18 protein-coding genes are annotated in these 18,397 nt (G+C 70.6%); 13 read left to right on the top strand and 5 right to left on the bottom strand.

Annotated elements, in window-relative coordinates; genetic code table 11:
• Positions 1-8: 8 nt before the first annotated feature.
• Together AC3ZJJ_RS09205 and AC3ZJJ_RS09200 are read right to left on the bottom strand one after the other, a co-directional pair.
• Positions 9-989: an aminoglycoside phosphotransferase family protein gene (locus AC3ZJJ_RS09205; RefSeq protein WP_489891528.1), complete on the bottom strand. Its 981-nt coding sequence runs from the start codon at positions 987-989 to the stop codon at positions 9-11.
• 1 nt (position 990) lies between these two features.
• Positions 991-2,157, bottom strand: coding sequence for a hypothetical protein (locus AC3ZJJ_RS09200; RefSeq protein WP_489891527.1), 1,167 nt, complete (start codon positions 2,155-2,157; stop codon positions 991-993).
• Between the two features lie 209 nt (positions 2,158-2,366).
• On the opposite strand from AC3ZJJ_RS09200, the gene rimP reads away from it, so the two are divergent.
• The 8 genes from rimP (at position 2,367) to AC3ZJJ_RS09160 (ending at position 9,959) form a co-directional block, all read left to right on the top strand.
• Positions 2,367-2,936 carry a ribosome maturation factor RimP gene (gene rimP, locus AC3ZJJ_RS09195; RefSeq protein ID WP_489891526.1) on the top strand — a complete coding sequence of 190 codons (570 nt, stop codon included), beginning with the start codon at positions 2,367-2,369 and terminating at the stop codon, positions 2,934-2,936.
• A gap of 1 nt (position 2,937) precedes the next feature.
• Positions 2,938-3,927 (top strand): transcription termination factor NusA, encoded by a 990-nt coding sequence (nusA, locus tag AC3ZJJ_RS09190; protein WP_489891525.1) that lies wholly within the window; start codon positions 2,938-2,940, stop codon positions 3,925-3,927.
• A 148-nt stretch (positions 3,928-4,075) separates the two neighbouring features.
• The gene (locus AC3ZJJ_RS09185; protein ID WP_489891524.1) at positions 4,076-4,405 is read left to right on the top strand and encodes a YlxR family protein; all 330 of its coding nucleotides are present in this window, start codon (positions 4,076-4,078) and stop codon (positions 4,403-4,405) included.
• Between the two features lie 159 nt (positions 4,406-4,564).
• A complete protein-coding gene (gene infB / locus AC3ZJJ_RS09180; protein WP_489891523.1) occupies positions 4,565-7,462 on the top strand; it encodes a translation initiation factor IF-2 in 2,898 nt (965 codons plus the stop codon).
• Positions 7,463-7,562: 100 nt separating this feature from the next.
• Positions 7,563-8,072, top strand: coding sequence for a 30S ribosome-binding factor RbfA (gene rbfA / locus AC3ZJJ_RS09175; RefSeq protein WP_489891522.1), 510 nt, complete (start codon positions 7,563-7,565; stop codon positions 8,070-8,072).
• 96 nt (positions 8,073-8,168) lie between these two features.
• Positions 8,169-9,086 (top strand): tRNA pseudouridine(55) synthase TruB, encoded by a 918-nt coding sequence (gene truB, locus AC3ZJJ_RS09170; RefSeq protein ID WP_489895765.1) that lies wholly within the window; start codon positions 8,169-8,171, stop codon positions 9,084-9,086.
• A 52-nt stretch (positions 9,087-9,138) separates the two neighbouring features.
• On the top strand, positions 9,139-9,513 hold the full coding sequence (locus tag AC3ZJJ_RS09165; protein WP_489891521.1) for a hypothetical protein: 375 nt from the start codon (positions 9,139-9,141) through the stop codon (positions 9,511-9,513).
• Positions 9,510-9,959: a hypothetical protein gene (locus AC3ZJJ_RS09160; protein ID WP_489891520.1), complete on the top strand. Its 450-nt coding sequence runs from the start codon at positions 9,510-9,512 to the stop codon at positions 9,957-9,959. Before AC3ZJJ_RS09165 ends, AC3ZJJ_RS09160 begins: the two co-directional genes overlap by 4 nt.
• Before the next feature lie 9 nt (positions 9,960-9,968).
• Here the strand turns inward: AC3ZJJ_RS09160 and AC3ZJJ_RS09155 are convergent, their stop codons facing one another.
• Positions 9,969-10,601, bottom strand: a complete 633-nt coding sequence (locus AC3ZJJ_RS09155; protein WP_489891519.1) for a DUF937 domain-containing protein — start codon at positions 10,599-10,601, stop codon at positions 9,969-9,971.
• A 215-nt stretch (positions 10,602-10,816) separates the two neighbouring features.
• On the opposite strand from AC3ZJJ_RS09155, the gene AC3ZJJ_RS09150 reads away from it, so the two are divergent.
• From AC3ZJJ_RS09150 to AC3ZJJ_RS09130, 5 genes are all read left to right on the top strand, one after another.
• Complete coding sequence (locus AC3ZJJ_RS09150) at positions 10,817-11,764, top strand: bifunctional riboflavin kinase/FAD synthetase (RefSeq protein ID WP_489891518.1); 948 nt, start codon at positions 10,817-10,819, stop codon at positions 11,762-11,764.
• A gap of 4 nt (positions 11,765-11,768) precedes the next feature.
• Positions 11,769-12,575 carry a class I SAM-dependent methyltransferase gene (locus AC3ZJJ_RS09145; protein ID WP_489891517.1) on the top strand — a complete coding sequence of 269 codons (807 nt, stop codon included), beginning with the start codon at positions 11,769-11,771 and terminating at the stop codon, positions 12,573-12,575.
• Positions 12,576-12,692: 117 nt separating this feature from the next.
• The gene (gene rpsO / locus AC3ZJJ_RS09140) at positions 12,693-12,962 is read left to right on the top strand and encodes a 30S ribosomal protein S15 (protein ID WP_489891516.1); all 270 of its coding nucleotides are present in this window, start codon (positions 12,693-12,695) and stop codon (positions 12,960-12,962) included.
• A 269-nt stretch (positions 12,963-13,231) separates the two neighbouring features.
• Positions 13,232-15,466, top strand: a complete 2,235-nt coding sequence (locus tag AC3ZJJ_RS09135) for a polyribonucleotide nucleotidyltransferase (RefSeq protein ID WP_489891515.1) — start codon at positions 13,232-13,234, stop codon at positions 15,464-15,466.
• A 14-nt stretch (positions 15,467-15,480) separates the two neighbouring features.
• Positions 15,481-16,890 (top strand): M16 family metallopeptidase, encoded by a 1,410-nt coding sequence (locus AC3ZJJ_RS09130; protein WP_489891514.1) that lies wholly within the window; start codon positions 15,481-15,483, stop codon positions 16,888-16,890.
• 20 nt (positions 16,891-16,910) lie between these two features.
• Here AC3ZJJ_RS09130 and AC3ZJJ_RS09125 read toward each other — a convergent pair whose 3' ends face one another.
• Positions 16,911-17,204: a MoaD/ThiS family protein gene (locus AC3ZJJ_RS09125; protein ID WP_489891513.1), complete on the bottom strand. Its 294-nt coding sequence runs from the start codon at positions 17,202-17,204 to the stop codon at positions 16,911-16,913.
• Entirely contained in the window at positions 17,205-18,335 is a 1,131-nt protein-coding gene (gene moaA, locus AC3ZJJ_RS09120; protein ID WP_489891512.1) for a GTP 3',8-cyclase MoaA, read from the bottom strand.
• Positions 18,336-18,397: the final 62 nt, after the last annotated feature.

The following is an 18,397-nucleotide window of genomic DNA, read 5'->3' as shown; positions in this document are numbered from 1 at the left end:
CGGCGGGGCTAGACGAGCGGCTTGAGGTCGCCGGCCCGCGGCAGGCCGGCGAGCTCCAGGCCGGCCAGGGCGGTCGCGACCCAGCGGGACCGTTCGGCGTCCTCCGCGTGGCCCTGGCGGGTGAACCAGAGGCTGTCCTCGACCGCCCGGGCTACGGACCAGGCGGCCGCCAGGGCGGCATCCAGCCCGGCGGCGGCACACATCAGGCGCAGCCGCCCGCGCAGGGCCGCGGCCTGGTTCCGCGGAGGCAACTCGCCCAGCCGGTTGTGCAGCATGGGCAGGGCCGCGAACTCTCGGTCGCCGACGAAACCATGGGGGTCGATGGCGGCGTAGCCCCCGCCGGGGCGCGCGAGGACGTTGTAGAAGTGCAGGTCGGCGTGGACAAGGAAGTCGTCCGCATCCCGGCGGGAGACGGCGCCGCGGTACTGGCAGACGTCCAGTCCGGCCTCCAGCACAGAACGGGGAAAAGGCCGGCCCAGCGCGTCCCATTCGGCGGGCAACTCGTCGTTCCAGCGTTCGGCGATGGCGTCGGTGCGCTCGAACGGGGGCCACCCGGCGCGGGCCGGGAGCGAGAGCCGGCGCATGGTGTCGCCCCAGATCGCGCAGGCGTCCGGCACCGGAATCGCGCCCAGGTCGGCGTCGGGAACGAGGCGCTCCAGCAGGAGGTCGAAGCCGTCGTGGTCCACCATCTCCACGGCGCCCCGCCCGGCCCACACGGCCAGCGCCCAGGCCTCCGAGCGGAGCTCCTCCTCCGGTATGGAGGCCTTGAGGGCCAGCGGGCGGCCGTCCGCGGCCGTCACGGGGACCACCACTCCACCGTGGCCGGCCCACCAGGACCCGGCGGCGGCGTCGTGGGTCAGCGACCACTGGCCCATCAGGCGCTGAACGCGCTCGCCCAGGCCTTCGAGCCAGTCCCTGCCCCGCGGGAGGCGCAGGGCGTTGGCCCGCAGCACCGCGGGAAGACCCTCCTGCCGGAGAACCAGGCCCATGTCAGGTCAGCCGCGGATCGGCGCCGGCGTCCTGGGCCGCGACGGCCGCGCGGAACGCCTCGGCGACCAGCAGGGTCCGCAGTTCCACCGGCGCGGCGGCGGCGGAATCGCGCAGGGCCCGTGCAAGCTGCAGTTCACCGGCCCCCAGCGCCGTGCGCGGGGCGGCGTCGAAGCCGTCCGGGACCGTGTAGGCAGCCCTCCGCAGCGGGGGGCATGACGCGGGCAGGAGGCCCTGGAGCCGTCCGCCCAGTTCCTCGCGCCCGGACGCCGCCCTCCAGAAAGACGGCGCCGCATCGCCGCCCGTCCTTGCGGCACCGAGCTCGTAGGCGTAGGACAGCCGGTAGGCCGCATCGGCGGCCACGGCCGCGGCCGGAACGGGATCCGTGTCCGCCGAACCGGTCAGCGACGGAATCCCGGACGCCGGGGGCGGCGGCGACGGATAGGGCGCGGTGGCGCCAGCGCCGCACGATCCGCCCGCGAAGTGCGTCCCGGCGGCCTCTGTCCAGGCCGCCCGCGGGGCATCGGCGTCGGACAGCGCCTCGGGGCCGGCGGGCAACGAGGCGAGTGCCCGGGTGCCCCCGGCGGCCCGGGCCAGTGCGCGTGCGGCCAGCAACTCCTCAAGCCCGGCGCCGAGCAGCGCGCCGGACTCGGCCGCCTCCGCCTGGATCGATTCGGACACGAGGCCGTTGCCGGAGGCCGCGAGCGCATTGGCCAGCCGGGCGGGCGTCTCGTCCGGCGCCGGGCCGGACGGCGGCGTGGTGGCGCCGGCGGGCGCCGCCCCGGGGGCCGGGCCGCCTCCGGGAACCGCAGGTGTGAGCAAGTCGACATGCCGTTCCAGCATCGCGGAGATGGTGTGCAGCTCGGCCAGGGTTTGCGCCTCCCGTCCGGTGGCGGCGCCGGCCGCCGGGACCGAGTCGCCGGTCCCGTCCCCGTCCTGCCGGGAACCGGAATCGGCGGCCTTAACGGCGGCCGCGGCCAGCGCGTCGGCCCGTGCGGCAAGCTCCGCGAGGCCGTCCGCGGCCGTGGGCTCCGCCACGGCGCGGCCGCCCCCGTTTGCCGCAGCATCGCCCGGAACACCGCCGATGGACAGGTCCGTTGTTGTGCCGATGCCCACCACCACAAGGGCCACCAGCAGTAGTCCGACGACGCGCCGCAGCCACGCCGGCACGGGTCCGTTCCGGCGGCGCGGGGGTGGGGCAGCGGGCGAGGAATGCATGGCTTCGATCATCCCACGGTGGGGGCGGGGGCCGGTCCCGGCTCACCGCGACGGTGGTGGTGAACCGCCGGCCGTGCGGCGTCGGCGGGGCCGGCGCGAAAACCATTTCCGCAGAAAGTCGATACTCTTGTTTGCACAACATCATCACGTGGGAGGAAAAAATGCCCGGCCAGCCGGTAGACACCCAGCTTGAGGCTCGCCGCCTCAGGGATTACCTGGAGCCGACGGTCGCCTCCCACAACCTCCATCTGGAGGACGTGGAAGTGCGCGTCGCAGGCGACCACCGCACCGTCCACGTGGTCGTCGACCTCCGCGAGGGAACCGGCGGCGTCGACCTGGACACGATCGCCGAGGTTTCGCGGTCGCTGTCCGACGCCATGGACAACGACCCGGGCGACCGGGGCCGAGCCTACGACCTGGAGGTGTCGTCCTTCGGCGTCGGGCGGCCGCTCACGGAGCCGCGCCACTGGCACCGCAACGTGGGCCGCCTGGTCAAGGTGAACCTCATCGGCGAGGAGAACGTGGCCGGCCGCCTGACGGACGCCACGGACACCGGAATCGTCGTGATCCCGGACCTGCCGGTCAAGAAGGGCATGAAGCCGAAACAGGGCGATCCCCTGACGCTGGAGTTCGACCGCATCCGCCGCGGTACGGTCGACGTTGAATTTACCCGCCCGGGGGAACCGGACGAAGAATTGCTGGAGATCGACGACGAGGAAGAGGAGGCCTGACATGGATATCGACATGAGTGCGCTGCGCCTATTGGAACGCGAGCGCGAGATTCCGCTCGAGCTGCTGATTCCAACCATCGAGCAGGCCCTGCTGATGGCGTACCACAAGTCGCCGGGCGCGATCGAGAAGGCCCGCGCGGAGCTGGACCGCAAGAGCGGCCACGTGACCATCTGGGCCACCGAGGTCGACGACGAAGGAAACGACGTCGGCGAGTTCGACGACACGCCCACCGGATTCGGGCGCATCGCCGCGAGCACCGCGCGCCAGATCATCCTGCAGCGCCTGCGCGACGCCGAGGACGACAACATCCTGGGGCAGTTCCGCGGCAAGGAGGGCGAGCTCGTCTCGGGGCAGATCCAACAGGGATCCAACCCCCACATGATCCAGGTTAACCTCGGCACCGTTGAGGCCGTCCTCCCGCCTCCGGAGCAGGTTCCGGGGGAGAAGTACACGCACGGTTCCCGCATCCGCGCCTACGTCACCGACGTGCACAAGGGCACCAAGGGGCCCTCGATCACACTCTCGCGCTCGCACCCGAACCTGGTGAAGAAGCTCTTCGAGCTGGAGGTTCCTGAGATCGCGGACAAGTCCGTCGAAATCGTGTCGCTGGCCCGCGAGGCCGGGCACCGCTCCAAGATCGCGGTCCGCGGACGCGTCCCCGGCATCAACGCTAAGGGCGCGTGCATCGGCGAAATGGGCTCGCGCGTCCGCGCGGTCATGAACGAGCTCAACGACGAGAAGATCGACATCGTCGACTACAACGAGGACCCGGCCAAGTTCATCGCCAGCGCCCTCTCGCCGTCGCGCGTCAACTCCGTGACCATCGTCGACGCGTCGATCCGCCAGGCCCGGGTGGTGGTTCCGGACTACCAGCTGTCCCTGGCGATCGGCAAGGAGGGGCAGAACGCGCGCCTCGCCGCCAAGCTCACGGGTTGGCGAATCGACATCGTCTCCGATGCCGTCAAGACCGACGAGGCGCGGCCCGAATAGGTCCGATCCGCGTCGGACGACAGGTGGGCGGTCTCCGGTGGAGGCCGCCCACCGGCGCGTCCGCTGCGCGCCGGTTGGGCCGAAACGCGGTAGACTTGTCAATGGTCCGTATCCGGACCGGTATCCGGTAGCAGGAGTGGTTCCGATCGTGAGCGAGCAGCACAGGCCGCGGCGGACGTGCATCGGATGCCGGACAACGGAGGAGCAGGACCAGCTGTTGCGATGGGTGGCGGTGACGGAGAACGGCGCGAACGCCGTGGTTCCGGACCCCGACCGTCGCAAGTCCGGCAGGGGTGCCTGGTTGCACCCGTCGCCGGAGTGTGCAGCCCTCGCCGTGAAGCGCAGGGCGTTCGGGAGGGCCCTCAGGGTTCCCGCGGACGTCGTGGCGCTTGAGGCGGCGCTGGCCGCAATCGGCTCCCTCCCGCACCGGGAGGAAGCCAACACGACCGTCCAACCTGAAAGCGGGTCAGAAAACTGATGGAAACCCGATGAGTGTCAAGCGATGAGCGCCTAGCTATGACTCAGCAGCTATGCGCAGCATTCGGCCGTCCGTCCGTCGACGGCGGCCGCACCAGCAAACATAAGACGGTTCGTACCTGGCAGAAGTGAATGCGGGGCGGACCGAGACAGGAGAAATGTGGCCAAGGTCCGCGTACACGAGCTTGCAAAAGAGCTCGGCATCACTTCGAAGGATGCAGTAGCCAAACTGCAGGAACTGGGCGAATTCGTCCGCTCCGCATCTTCGACCATTGAGGCGCCAGTCGTGAGGAAACTCCGCAACGCCTACCCCGCCGGCAACGGTTCCGCCGCCGGCCAGAAGACCGCGGGCAGGCCCGCGCCGGCTCCGGCGGCCCCCGCGGCCCAGTCCGCTCCGGCACCCGCCCAGCCGTCCGCGCCCGCAGCGGCGCAGCCTTCGGCGCCCGCGGCCCAGGCCCCGGCAGCACCGGCCGCGTCCGCCCCCGCGGCGCCGCAGGCCAGCGCTCCGCAGGCGGCCAGCAAGCCCGGCCCCGCGGCCCCCGCGCGTGCGGAGACCCCGGCAGCCCAGCCGGAGGCACCCGCAGCCGGCGAGCGCTCCCAGGCACCACGTCCGGGCTCCCGTCCGGCACCGGGCGCCAAGCCCGGCGCCCCGCGTCCGGGCAACAACCCCTTCTCCTCGCAGCAGGGCATGCGCGGCGACGAGCGTCCGGGTGGTCCCCGACCGGGTGCCCCGCGTCCGGGCGCCCGCCCCGGCGCCCCGCGTCCGGGCAACAACCCGTTCGCTCCGCAGCAGGGCATGCGCTCCGGCGCGCCCCGCCCGGGTGCGGCCGGCTCGGGCGGTCCGCGCCCGCCGGCAAGCCAGGGTGGCGCTCCGCGCGCCGGTGCCCCGCGTCCGGGCGGTCCCCGTCCGGCCGGCGCCGGCACCGGTGGCCCCCGTCCCGGCGGCCCGCGTCCGACCCCGGGCATGATGCCCAACCGCACCGAGCGTCCGGCGGCAGCCGCCGGCGGTCGACCCGGTGCTCCCGGCCGTGGCGGTGCCCCCGCACGTCCGGGCGGCGCCCCCGGTGGCGCACCGGGTGGCGGCGGCGGCTTCAAGGGCGGCGCAGGCCGTGGCCGCGGCGGAACCCAGGGTGCCTTCGGCAAGGGAGGCGCCGGGCGCGGCAAGCAGCGCAAGTCCAAGCGCGCGAAGCGCCAGGAGCTTGAGCAGATGAGCGCACCGTCGCTGGGCGGCGTGAGCGTTCCCCGCGGCAATGGCGAGACGATCGTCCGGCTCCGCCGCGGCGCGTCGATCACGGACTTCGCCGACAAGATCGAGGCGAACCCAGCGGCGCTCGTTACCGTCCTGTTCCACCTGGGAGAGATGGCCACCGCCACCCAGTCCCTGGACGAGGCGACCTTCGACGTGCTCGGCACCGAGCTCGGCTACAAGGTCCAGGTCGTGTCGCCGGAGGACGAGGAGCGCGAGCTGCTCGAGTCCTTCGACATCGACCTCGACCAGGAGCTCGAGGACGAGGGCGACGAGGACCTGATGTCCCGTCCGCCGGTCGTGACCGTGATGGGCCACGTCGACCACGGTAAGACCCGTCTGCTCGACGCCATCCGCAAGACCAACGTCATCGAGGGCGAGGCCGGCGGCATCACCCAGCACATCGGTGCCTACCAGGTCCAGCACGAGCACGAGGGCAACGACCGCGCCATCACCTTCATCGACACCCCGGGCCACGAGGCGTTCACCGCCATGCGTGCCCGTGGCGCGAAGGTCACGGACATCGCGGTGCTGGTGGTCGCGGCGGACGACGGCGTGATGCCGCAGACCGTCGAGGCGCTCAACCACGCCCAGGCGGCCGGTGTTCCGATCGTGGTCGCGGTGAACAAGATCGACAAGGAGGGCGCCAACCCGGACAAGGTCAAGGGCCAGCTCACCGAGTACGGCCTGGTTCCCGAGGAATACGGCGGCGACACCATGTTCGTCCACGTGTCCGCGCTCCGCAACGAAGGCATCGACGAGTTGCTCGACGCCGTCCTGCTCACCGCCGACGCGGCGCTGGACATGCGGGCCAACCCGAACAAGGACGCCCGCGGCATCGCGATCGAGGCCAACCTGGACAAGGGCCGCGGCGCCGTCGCGACCGTCCTGGTCCAGTCCGGCACGCTGAACGTCGGCGACACCATCGTCGCCGGACAGGCGCACGGTCGTGTCCGCGCAATGTTCAACGAGAAGGGCGAGAACCTCGAGGTCGCCGGCCCGTCGCGTCCGGTCCAGGTCCTCGGACTGTCCACGGTGCCCCGCGCCGGCGACACGTTCCTGGTCACCTCGGACGAGCGCACGGCCCGCCAGATCGCCGAAAAGCGCGAGGCGGCGGACCGCAACGCGGCCCTGGCCAAGCGCCGCAAGCGCATCACCCTGGAGGACTTCGACCAGGCCGTCGCCGACGGCAAGATCGACACCCTCAACCTCATCCTCAAGGGCGACGTTTCGGGTGCCGTGGAGGCCCTCGAGGACTCCCTGCTCAAGATCGATGTGGGCGAGGGCGTCCAGCTGCGGGTCATCCACCGCGGCGTCGGCGCCATCACCCAGAACGACGTCAACCTCGCCACCGTGGACAACGCCATCATCATTGGCTTCAACGTCCGCCCGGCGGAGCGCGTTGCGGAACTGGCCGACAAGGAGGGCGTCGACATGCGCTTCTACTCGGTCATCTACGGCGCGATCGACGACATCGAGCTGGCGCTGAAGGGCATGCTCAAGCCCGAGTACGAAGAGGTCCAGCTCGGCTCGGCGGAGGTTCGCGAGATCTTCCGTTCCTCCAAGTTCGGAAACATCGCCGGCTCTATCGTCCGCTCCGGCATCATCCGACGCAACGCCAAGGCGCGCGTCACCCGTGACGGCAAGATCATCGGCGAAAACCTCACCGTGGACTCGCTCAAGCGGTTCAAGGACGACGCCACCGAGGTCCGCACGGACTTCGAGTGCGGCATCGGCCTGGGCTCGTTCAACGATGTCAAGGAAGGCGACTTCATCGAGACGTACGAGATGCGCGAGAAGCCGCGCGTCTAACACCCGAGTGCGCCGACGACGGCGGACCCCGCCACGGTGGGTGTCCGCCGTCGTCGTCACTGGTAGGTTTTTTGAAACAGACATTCCCTAAGGAGGGACCATGGCCGATCCGGCCCGCGCGGCACGGCTCGCGCAACGCATCAAGGTGGTCGTCGCACAGTCGCTCGGCAAGGTTGTGAAGGACCCGCGTGTCGAGGGCGTCACCGTCACCGACGCTCGCGTGACCAACGACCTGCAGCACGCGACCATCTACTACACAGTCTTCGGCGACGACGAGGCCAAGGAGGGCGCCCGCGCGGCGCTCGCCAAGGCCAAGGGCGTGCTCCGCAAGGAGGTCGGCCGCAACGTGACGGTCCGCCTGACCCCCGACCTGGAGTTCGTCGCCGACGAGATCCCGGTCAACGCATCCCACCTCGAGGAGCTCCTGCGGGAGGCCAAGGCCCGGGACGCCGAGGTCGCGGCCCTGGCCCAGGGCGCACAGCACGCCGGCGACGCCGATCCCTACAAGCGCGACGGCGACGACGACCTCGATCTCGACGGGGACGACGATCCCGACCAGGACAACGATCCCGATCAGGACAACGACGAGGACGGCAACGCCAAGGCGTAGCTGCCGATTCCAGGCCATGCCAGCGCCACAACGAAGTCCGGCTCCCGGGACCGCCCGGGGGCCGGACTTCGTTGTGTGCGGCCCGTGGGACCTATACTGGGGGGCGTGAAAACAGGTCGCGGGAACACTCCGGAAAGCGCAGGCTCCGGTCTGGTCATCGTCGACAAGCCCCAGGGCTGGACCAGCCACGACGTCGTGGGCAAAACGCGGAGGCTGGCCGGCACGCGCAAGGTCGGCCACGCCGGCACGCTGGACCCGATGGCCACGGGAGTGCTGGTGGTGGGCGTCAACAAGGCGACCCGGCTGCTCACCTACATCGTCGGGGCCACGAAGACCTACGAGGCCACCATCCGCCTCGGGGAAAGCACCGTCACCGACGACGCCGAGGGCGAGGTACTGCAGGCGCGCATCGCAGCCGCGGTCACCGAGGAGATGATCGCCGCCGAGGTGCTCCGGCTGACCGGGGACATCGAACAGGTGCCCTCAAGCGTCAGCGCCATCAAGGTCGACGGCGTGCGGTCCTACGCGCGCGTCCGCAAGGGCGAGGACGTGGCGCTGGCCGCCCGTCCCGTGACCGTGTCCCGCTTCGAGGTCCATGCCGTGAGGCGCGTCCGCGCAGGCAAGGTCCTGGATGTGGACGTGACCGTCCAATGCTCCTCGGGAACGTACATCCGGGCGCTGGCCCGCGACCTCGGCGAGGCGCTGGGCGTCGGCGGGCACCTGACCGCGCTGCGCAGGACACAGGTCGGTCCGTACCTGATCGGGCAGGCCCGCACCATGGAGCAGCTGGCGGAGGAGCTGGTCATGCTGCCCCTGGACGACGCGGCGCGCGCGTTGTTCCCGAACCGGGAGCTGACCGCGGAGGAGACCTCGGAGCTGTCGTTCGGCCGCCGGATCGCCCCGAACCCCGACGGGGCCGTCACCGCGGCATTCGCGCCGGACGGCGGCCTGGTCGCGCTCCTTAAGAACAAGGGCGAGGCGGCCAAGCCGGAAATCGTCTTCGCCACCGCCTAGGCGGCACCTCAACACCGCACACCGCGCCACCACCACGAAAGGTAATGCCACCGTGATCGTCGACGGCTTCTTCATCGCCGGGGCAGTCGTCTGCGCCGCGTCGGTGGTCCTCGGGGTGGTGGCGGCCATCATCCGCGACCATCCCGACGACTTCGCGATCCTCGGCGTCGCCGCCGTCGAGCTGTACCTGGTCGCTTACGGAATTGCCGCGGCGCTGCGCCAAGCGCAGGGGGAGGCCCTCGCGGGGGCCGCCTGGGAATTCTGGGGCTACATCGCGACGGCGCTGCTGGTGCCGCCGCTGGCGTTCGTCTGGGCGGTTTCGGACAAGACCCGGTGGTCCAACGTGGTCCTGGCCGCCGCGGGCGCCACGGTCTTCGTGATGCTCTACCGCATGGAACAGATATGGGACGGAGCCACCACGGCATGAGCAAGAGAATCCTTTCCGCCACGTCGCGCGGAGGACAGGCGCGGACCGACGAGCCCGCGGTCGCGACCCGCAACCGCGGGCTGGGACGGATCATCGTGGCCGTCTACGGCATCCTGGCCCTCGCGGCCACCGTCCGAGCCGTCTACCAGGTGTCCACCGAATTCGGCGAGGCGCCGCTGGCCTACTCCCTCAGCCTGTTCTCCGGCCTGGTCTACATCCTGGCCACCGTCACGCTGGCGGGTCGCGGCCGGGCCACCTGGGCATGGTCGGTGGCGGCCGTGTCCGTCGAGCTCGTTGGCGTGCTGGTCGTCGGCGTCCTGTCGCTGACTCTTCCCAGCCACTTCGCCCACGCCTCGGTGTGGTCCGGATTCGGGTCCGGCTACGGCTACGTGCCGCTGCTGCTGCCCCTCGTCGGGCTGTGGTGGCTTTTCCGCCACCGCCCTTGACGTTATGCGTCAGCGCTTGCCGAACAGGCCACCGAGGATTCCGCCCAGGTCCACACCCTGACCGCCCGCATTCGCCTGCCCCGCGCCGCTTCCGCCCAGCAGCCCACCCAGGAGCCCGCCCAGGTCCGGCTGGGACTGCGCATCGCTCGCCGCACGCCCGCCCAGGAGTCCGCCGAGTCCGTCCAGGAGCCCGCCCGGGCCACCCTCGGCGTTGTTGGCCCCCGTGGAGGGGGCCGGGCCCTGGCCGAACTGCTTCGCCAGATACGCCAGGAGGATGGGCGCGAGGATGGGCAGCACCCGCTGGACCAGCGATCCAAGGTCGATGCCCGCTGGGGAGGCCCCGTTGAGTCGGGCGGCGAGGGTCTCCTGCTTGTCGCCCAGGACGTGGTCGACGATCTTCGCGCCGTCCGCCGTGTCCACCCGGTCCAGGGAGACGCCGCCGTCGAGGAGGTCGTTGTTGTGCCCGGCGATGGCGGCCCGCAGATCGCCCTCGCCGCCCGAGTCCGCGTTCCGCCGCATCCCGGCCAGCAGGGTCGGCAGGGCGGCCTCCACGGCCGCCTGCGCGTTGCCCCTGTCCGTTCCCAGCCGCTGCGCGATCTGGTCCATGGGGAGCATGCCGACGATTTCTCCGATGCCAGCCACTGTGCCTTCTTTCCCGTGCCGTCGTTGCCTGCGGTTGCGGCGTCGGCGCTCCGCGGGTTCCGCGCGCGGCCTGCCACTGGTGGTGATGCTATCCGCGCGCCCGGCGGCGCGGTACCCCCGCCGTCGACACCCAAATGTGTCCATCGGCTCCGATCGTCCATAATGGAACAGGCGTTTGCCCGCCGCACCGCACGTCGGACCCACAAAGGAGCACAGTGCACTACTGGAAAGGCCTGGAGGCCGTGCCCGCGGGCTACGGACCCTCGGTGGTCACCATCGGCAATTTCGATGGAGTACACCGCGGCCACCGTGCGGTCCTGCGCACACTCGTCGCGGCCGCCCGGGAACGCCACGCATCGGCCGTCGCCATCAGCTTCAACCCCCACCCCGCGCAGGTTCACCGCCCCGAGACGTCCCCGCCACTGATCATGGGTGTCGAGGACCGGATCGACGCGCTGGCCGAAACCGGCATCGACGCGCTGCTGATGGTGCACTACACGCTCGAGTTCGCGCAGGCCTCCGCCGAGCAGTTCGTCAAGGACCTCATCGCGGACCGGCTGGGCGCCAAGGCCGTGGTGGTCGGGCACGACGTGCGGTTCGGCCGCGACAACGAGGGCGACTTCGCGACCATGGTGGAACTCGGGGCGCGCCACGGGTTCGATGTGGTCGGCATCGACGACATCGGCGAGGAGCGCCGCTGGTCCTCGACCTGGATCCGCGAGGCCCTCACCAACGGCGACGTGCGCCTGGCCGCCGAGATCCTCGGGCAGCCCCACCGCATGCGCGGCGAAGTTGTCCACGGGGCCGCCCGCGGGCGTGAGCTCGGGTTCCCGACGGCCAACCTCTCCACCGACGCCTCCGGCATCATTCCCGCCGACGGCGTCTACGCCGGGTGGCTCGTCGACGAGGCGGAGGTGCGTTGGCCGGCCGCGATCTCGGTAGGCTCCAACCCCACGTTCGAGGGGGTCAGCCGGCAGGTCGAGGCACACGTGATCGACCGTCCCGCAGAAGCGGTGGAGGACTTCGACCTATACGGCCAGCAGGTCGTGGTCGAGTTCGTGGCGCGGCTGCGCCCCATGGTCGCGTACCGCGGGATCCAGGCGCTCATCGAGCAGATGCGCGAAGACGTCGCCCACGCCCGGTCCGCGCTGGCCGAGGGCTGAACCGGTGGCCGGACGCAGCCGGACACCCAACCTGCCCGGGCGGCCGCCGGAGATCGGCGCGGAGGCGCGCCGCGAGTTCGGGGCGGCCTTCCGAACCGGCGGGCGGCACTACGACGCCGTTCGCCCGTCCTATCCGGAGGCGGCGGTCGACTTTATGCTTCCGCCGCGCGCCCGCGCCGCCGTCGACATCGGCGCCGGCACGGGGATCCTGACCGCCCTCGTCGCGTCCCGCGGTGTGGACACCACGGCCGTGGACCCTTCCGCCGACATGTTGGACCGGTTGCGCCACAAGCTTCCGGGGACGGCGGCCGTGGAGGCGACCGGAGAGGACACCAGCCTGCCCGCTGGCTCCTACGACGTTGTGCTGTGCGCCCAGGCGTGGCACTGGCTGGATGCCGCGGCGGCATCGAGGGAGGCCGCGCGCATCCTGCGGCCCGCCGGCACGCTGTCGCTCGTCTGGAACCAGTTGGACGTCACGGTGCCCTGGGTCCACCGCCTGAGCCGCATCATGCACGCGGGAGACGTCCACCGGCCGGAGTTCAGGCCGTGGATCGGCCCGGAGTTCGCCACGCCGGAGTCCCTGCACGTCACCTGGGAGCAGCGCGTGTTGCCGGAGGACATCATGGGCCTGGCGCGGAGCCGAAGCTACTACCTGCGCTCGGCCGCACCGGTCCGCGAGCGGGTGGAGGCGAACCTTCGGTGGTACCTCTTCGAACACCTCGGGCACAGGCCGGGCCAACCGCTCGGCCTGCCCTACTACACCCATGCCTGGCGCGCGCCCCGACTGGGAGCGAGCGAGCCCGCGCCGTAGTTGGCGCCGCGGCCCCGGTGCTAGACTTGATAACGGTGCCCGCTGCAGTCCGCGGTTGCGCGGCACCCGTCCGGCGACGGGCGTTCTTATGTTCGCGGTACAACTCTAGGAGTTATTGTGGCCCTCGACGCCGCCGTAAAAACGGAAATCATCAAGGCCTACGCCACGCACGAAGGAGACACCGGTTCGCCGGAGGTCCAGGTGGCCGTGATGTCCCGCCGCATCCTCGATCTGACGGAGCACCTGAAGACGCACAAGCACGACCACCACACCCGCCGCGGCCTGATGGCCCTCGTCGGACGTCGTCGTCGTATGCTCGGCTACCTGAAGGACACCGACATCGAACGCTACCGCGCGCTCATCGAGCGCCTCGGCCTGCGCCGATAGCATGAACCCGGGGCGACCCTCCGGCCGGTGAAGCCGGCGGGGGGCCGCCTCCGGTCCGGTGGGGGACACCACGTCCCGCCGCCGAATAAGCAAAACACCAGGAGCCAACCCGCATCACGCGCATTCGCGGTCCTCGGTAGTGGTCTACGGGACGTCCGGCGCAACGCCGGCGCACCCGTGGGCCTCGATCGAAGACCGGGTGCCACCTCCGGTTGACCCGGAAAAGATGCCGGTTGCCTCCGCAACCAAAGAAACGGAGGTGACTCTCCATGGAGGGTCCCGAAATCCAGTTCGCCGAAGCCGTTATCGACAACGGCCGCTACGGTCAGCGCACCATCCGCTTCGAGACCGGCCGCCTTGCCCAACAGGCCGCCGGCGCGTCGTTGGTCTCCATCGACGACGACACCTCGATGCTCTCCGCAACCACCGCGGGCAAGCACCCCCGCGAGGGCTTCGACTTCTTCCCGCTGACCGTGGACGTCGAGGAGCGCATGTACGCTGCCGGCCGCATCCCGGGCAGCTTCTTCCGCCGCGAGGGCCGCCCCTCCACGGAAGCCATCCTGGCCTGCCGCCTGATGGACCGCCCCCTGCGCCCGGCCTTCGTGAAGGGCCTGCGCAACGAGGTCCAGGTGGTCGTGACGATCCTGTCCATCAACCCGGACGACCTCTACGACGTTGTGGCCATCAACGCCTCCTCCATGTCCACCCAGCTGTCCGGCCTGCCGTTCTCCGGCCCGATCGGCGGCGTTCGAGTGGCACTGGTCGACGACGGCAACGGCGCCCAGTGGGTCGCCTTCCCGAAGCACTCCCAGCTCGAGAACGCCGTGTTCTCCATGGTTGTCGCCGGCCGCATCGCGGGCGACGACGTCGCCATCATGATGGTCGAGGCCGAGGCCACGGACAACGCCTGGACGCTCATCAAGGAGCGCGGCGCCACGGCACCGACCGAAGAGGTCGTCGCCGAGGGGCTCGAGGCCGCCAAGCCGTTCATCAAGGTGCTGTGCGACGCGCAGTCGGACCTGGCCGCCCGCGCGGCCAAGCCAACCGTCGAGTTCCCGGTCTTCAAGGACTACGAGGACGACGCCTTCTCCGCCGTCGAGACGCTGGCCACCGCCAAGCTGACCGAGATCTTCGCGATCGCCGACAAGCAGGACCGCGACAACGCCTCCGGCGCCTACCGCGACGAGGTCGTGGCCCAGCTCGCGGGCGAGGGCACCGAGTTCGAATCGCGCGCCGGCGAAATCTCCAAGGCCTTCGGCGCCGTCACCAAGCAGGTTGTGCGCCAGCGCATCCTCAAGGACCAGATCCGCATCGACGGCCGCGGCCTGACGGACATCCGCAAGCTGACCGCCGAGGTCGAGGTTCTGCCGCGCGTGCACGGCTCCGCGATCTTCGAGCGCGGCGAAACCCAGATCATGGGCGTCACCACGCTGAACATGCTCAAGATGGAGCAGCAGATCGATTCGTTGTCGCCGGTGACGCGCAAGCGCTACATGCACAACTACAACTTCCCGCCGTACTCCACCGGCGAGACCGGCCGCGTCGGTTCCCCGAAGCGGCGCGAGATCGGCCACGGCGCCCTGGCGGAGCGCGCGCTCGTCCCGGTCCTGCCGTCCCGCGAGGAGTTCCCCTACGCGATCCGCCAGGTCTCCGAGGCGCTCAGCTCCAACGGCTCCACGTCGATGGGCTCCGTCTGCGCCTCGACCCTGTCGCTGCTCAACGCCGGCGTGCCGTTGCGCGCACCGGTCGCCGGCATCGCCATGGGCCTGGTCTCCGACCAGGTCGACGGCCAGACCCGCTACGCGGCGCTGACCGACATCCTCGGAGCCGAGGACGCCATGGGCGACATGGACTTCAAGGTCGCCGGCACCTCCGAGTTCGTCACCGCCATCCAGCTCGACACCAAGCTCGACGGCATCCCGGCGTCCGTGCTGGCGGCCGCGCTGAAGCAGGCCCGCGAGGCGCGCCTGCACATCCTCTCGGTCATCAACTCGGCGATCGATACGCCGGACGAACTCTCCGAGTTCGCCCCCCGCATCATTTCCGTGAAGATCCCCGTGGACAAGATCGGCGAGGTCATCGGCCCGAAGGGCAAGATGATCAACCAGATCCAGGAGGACACCGGCGCCGACATCTCCATCGAGGACGACGGCACGGTCCTGATCGGCGCGACCAACGGCGAGTCCGCCGAGGCCGCGCGATCGGCCATCAACGCGATCGCCAACCCGATGGTCCCCGAGGTCGGCGAGCGCTACCTCGGAACCGTCGTGAAACTGACCACCTTCGGTGCGTTCGTTTCCCTCACCCCGGGCAAGGACGGCCTGCTGCACATCTCGGAGCTGCGCAAGCTCTCCGGCGGCAAGCGCGTGGACGACGTCGAGGACGTCGTCTCCGTCGGCCAGAAGCTCCAGGTCGAGATCACCAAGGTCGACGACCGCGGAAAGCTCTCGCTGGCCCCGGTCGTTGCCGAGGAAGCCGCCGACTCCGCGGAAACCGCAGAGTAGGTTCGCAACCCACGATGGCAATGATTCCTCTGCCGCTCAACGGCTCGGGAATGTCCCCGGCCCCGGTGGTCAAGCGTGGAGCGCCCGAACAGGGCGCCCACGCTCCCATCGAGGCCGGGGACCCCACGATCCTGCACGGGGAGGCCGGTGGGGCGCTGGTGCGCCGCTCCGTCCTCCCCGGCGGGGTCCGGGTCCTGACCGAGGCCATGCCCGGCCAACGCTCCGCCACGATCGGATTCTGGATCGGCGTCGGATCGAGGGACGAGGCCGAGGGCCAACACGGCTCGACCCATTTCCTTGAGCACCTGCTGTTCAAGGGCACCAAGCGCCGCACGGCGCTTGAGATCGCCTCCGCCTTCGACGAGGTCGGCGGCGAGTCCAACGCGGCCACCGCGAAGGAAAACACCTGCTACTTCGCGCGCGTCCTCGACTCGGACCTCGCGCTGGCCATCGACGTCATCGCCGACATGGTCACCTCCGCCGTGCTCGACCCGGACGAGCTCGAGCAGGAGCGCGACGTCATCCTCGAGGAAATCGCCATGGACAGCGATGACCCGGGCGACGTCGCCCACGAGAAGTTCGTCGCGGCCGTGCTGGGGGACCACCCCCTCGGCCGCCCCATCGGAGGGACGCCGGAGGCCATCATGGCCGTCCCGCGCTCCTCCGTGGTGGACCATTACGCGCGCTACTACAAGCCCAGCGAACTGGTGGTCACCGCCGCCGGCTCGCTGGACCACGACGACGTGTGCCGCCAGGTCATGGACGCGCTGCACACGGCCGGATGGAACCTCGAAGAAGGAGCCAGCCCTGAACCGCGGCGGGCATCCGAGCCGTCCACCATCCATGGCCAGCACACCATCGACGTCATCCGCCGCCCCGTGGAGCAGACGAACATCATCATGGGCTGCCCCGGCATCGTGGCCACGGACGAACGCCGGCACACCATGAGCGTGCTCAACGCCGTCCTCGGCGGGGGGATGTCCTCCCGCCTTTTCCAGGAGATCCGCGAAAAGCGCGGCCTCGTGTATTCGACGTACTCCTTCTCCGCGGCCTACTCCGACGCCGGCTATTTCGGCATGTACGCCGGGTGCTCGCCCGCCAAGACGGGGCAGGTCATCACGCTCCTCGGCGAGGAGCTGGACAAGCTCGCGGCCGACGGCGTGACGGAAGACGAGCTGCGCAAGGCCGTCGGCCAGCTGTCCGGCGGCATGGTCCTGGCGCTGGAGGATCCCGGATCCCGGATGTCGCGCCTCGGCCGCGCGGAGCTGGTCACCGGCGTGTTCCACGACATCGACGACTCGCTGTCCCGGATCCGCGCCGTCACCCGCGAAGACGTGCGGACCCTGGCTCGTGAACTGGCCGGCAGGCGCCGGACCGTCACCGTCGTGGGGCCCTTCGACAGCGCGGCTGACTTCGGCCTCTAGCCTGCCGCCCCCGCCGGCGGCTAACCGCCGGCGAAGGGCGGCAGGATGTCGACGACGTCGCCGTCCCGCAGCTTTCGTTCCGCGTCGCGGACGTTGACCTCGTTGACCAGGAAGCTGGAGCGGGCCAAGACCCTGGCCAGCGACGGTGCGGTCTTCGTGGCTCCCGGAGCGGCGGCGACCGCGGGATGCGCGCCGGAAAGGTGGCTCACCAGCGCCCCGAGCGTGCCTCCGTCGGGGACGATCAGGCCCAGCTCGACTGTCTCCTCGCGCACGCCGGCGGCGGCCGCTGCGGCGGCAAAGTAGCGAATGCGCACCTAGCCCCCGATCGCGCTCATGGAACGGTCGGGCTGCACAAAGTCCTCGGCGCCGAGCCCAACATGGTCCATGCCGTGGGCTCGCGGCTTGGCCCACATGGCGGCACGCCACCGGTCCGCGACCTCCTCGTCGCCGGCGCCCGAGCGCAGCAGGTCCGTGAGGTCCGTTTCCTCCCGGGAGAACAGGCAGCTCATCACTTTGCCCTCCGCGGTGATGCGGGTGCGGCGGCAGTCCGCGCAGAACGGTTCGGTCACTGAAGCGATGATGCCTACGGTGCCGAGCACAACATCCGGATCCGCCTTGGACGCCACGGTGTACTTCTCCGCCGGCGCGCCGTCGCGTGCCGCGCGGTCGACGGCGAGCACGAAGTCCCTGCGCAGGCGCTCGCGGGTTTCCTCGGCGGTGACCATGTTGTCCTTGCGCCATCCGTGGTCGGCGTCGAGCGGCATCTGTTCGATGAACCGGAGCTCGTAGCCGTTCTTGAGCGACCACTCCAGCAGCTCGGGCGCCTCAGCGTCGTTGATGCCGCGCATCAGGACGGCATTGATCTTCAGCGGGGACAGCCCCGCCGCCGCCGCCGCGTCGATGCCGGCGATGACGCGGGCGAGGAAGTCGCGCCGGGCGAGCCGCGCGAAGGACTCGGCATGCAGCGTATCCAGGGACACGTTGATGCGGCTGAGCCCCGCGGAGGCCAGCGCGCCGGCCTTTTCGGCGAGGCCGACGCCGTTGGTGGTCATAGAGATCGGGAGCTCCGGGTGGTCCGCGCGAAGTCCGGCGATGATGTCCACCAAGTCGTGGCGGACCAGTGGCTCGCCGCCGGTCAGGCGGAGCTCCCGGACACCGAGGGTGTCCACGCCGATGCGGACGATGCGCCGGATCTCCTGAGCGGTCAGCAGGCGCTCCTTCGGTAGCCAGGCCAGGCCGTCCGCCGGCATGCAGTAGGTGCAGCGCAGGTTGCACTTGTCGATCAGCGAGACGCGCAGGTCCGTGGCCACCCGGCCAAAGCGGTCCACGAGGCGTGGGTCGTTGCCGGGCGCCGGCGGCAGGGGCGCCTTGGGGATGCCTGGCATGCCCAGCGCCACGGCCGAGGCGGCACCGCCGGACCGGGGGCGTTCAGAGCTGGGTTCCATGCCATCGAGCGTAGACCACGCGGGCGCGGGAGCACAGTAACGCGCACCCGCAGTGACGGATC

This window comes from Arthrobacter sp. AOP29-A2-19 (genome assembly GCF_058138025.1).
The sequence above is the reverse complement of the archived record's forward strand: the minus strand, read 5'-3'. Positions and strand labels throughout refer to the sequence as shown.

Coding starts and splice junctions, on each gene's coding strand:
- AC3ZJJ_RS09205 (WP_489891528.1), bottom strand. CDS start 989: ATGGGCCTGGTTCTCCGGCAGGAGGGTCTTCCCGCGGTGCTGCGGGCC.
- nusA (WP_489891525.1), top strand. CDS start 2,938: ATGGATATCGACATGAGTGCGCTGCGCCTATTGGAACGCGAGCGCGAG.
- rbfA (WP_489891522.1), top strand. CDS start 7,563: ATGGCCGATCCGGCCCGCGCGGCACGGCTCGCGCAACGCATCAAGGTG.
- rimP (WP_489891526.1), top strand. CDS start 2,367: ATGCCCGGCCAGCCGGTAGACACCCAGCTTGAGGCTCGCCGCCTCAGG.
- moaA (WP_489891512.1), bottom strand. CDS start 18,335: ATGGAACCCAGCTCTGAACGCCCCCGGTCCGGCGGTGCCGCCTCGGCC.
- AC3ZJJ_RS09160 (WP_489891520.1), top strand. CDS start 9,510: ATGAGCAAGAGAATCCTTTCCGCCACGTCGCGCGGAGGACAGGCGCGG.
- AC3ZJJ_RS09130 (WP_489891514.1), top strand. CDS start 15,481: ATGGCAATGATTCCTCTGCCGCTCAACGGCTCGGGAATGTCCCCGGCC.
- AC3ZJJ_RS09135 (WP_489891515.1), top strand. CDS start 13,232: ATGGAGGGTCCCGAAATCCAGTTCGCCGAAGCCGTTATCGACAACGGC.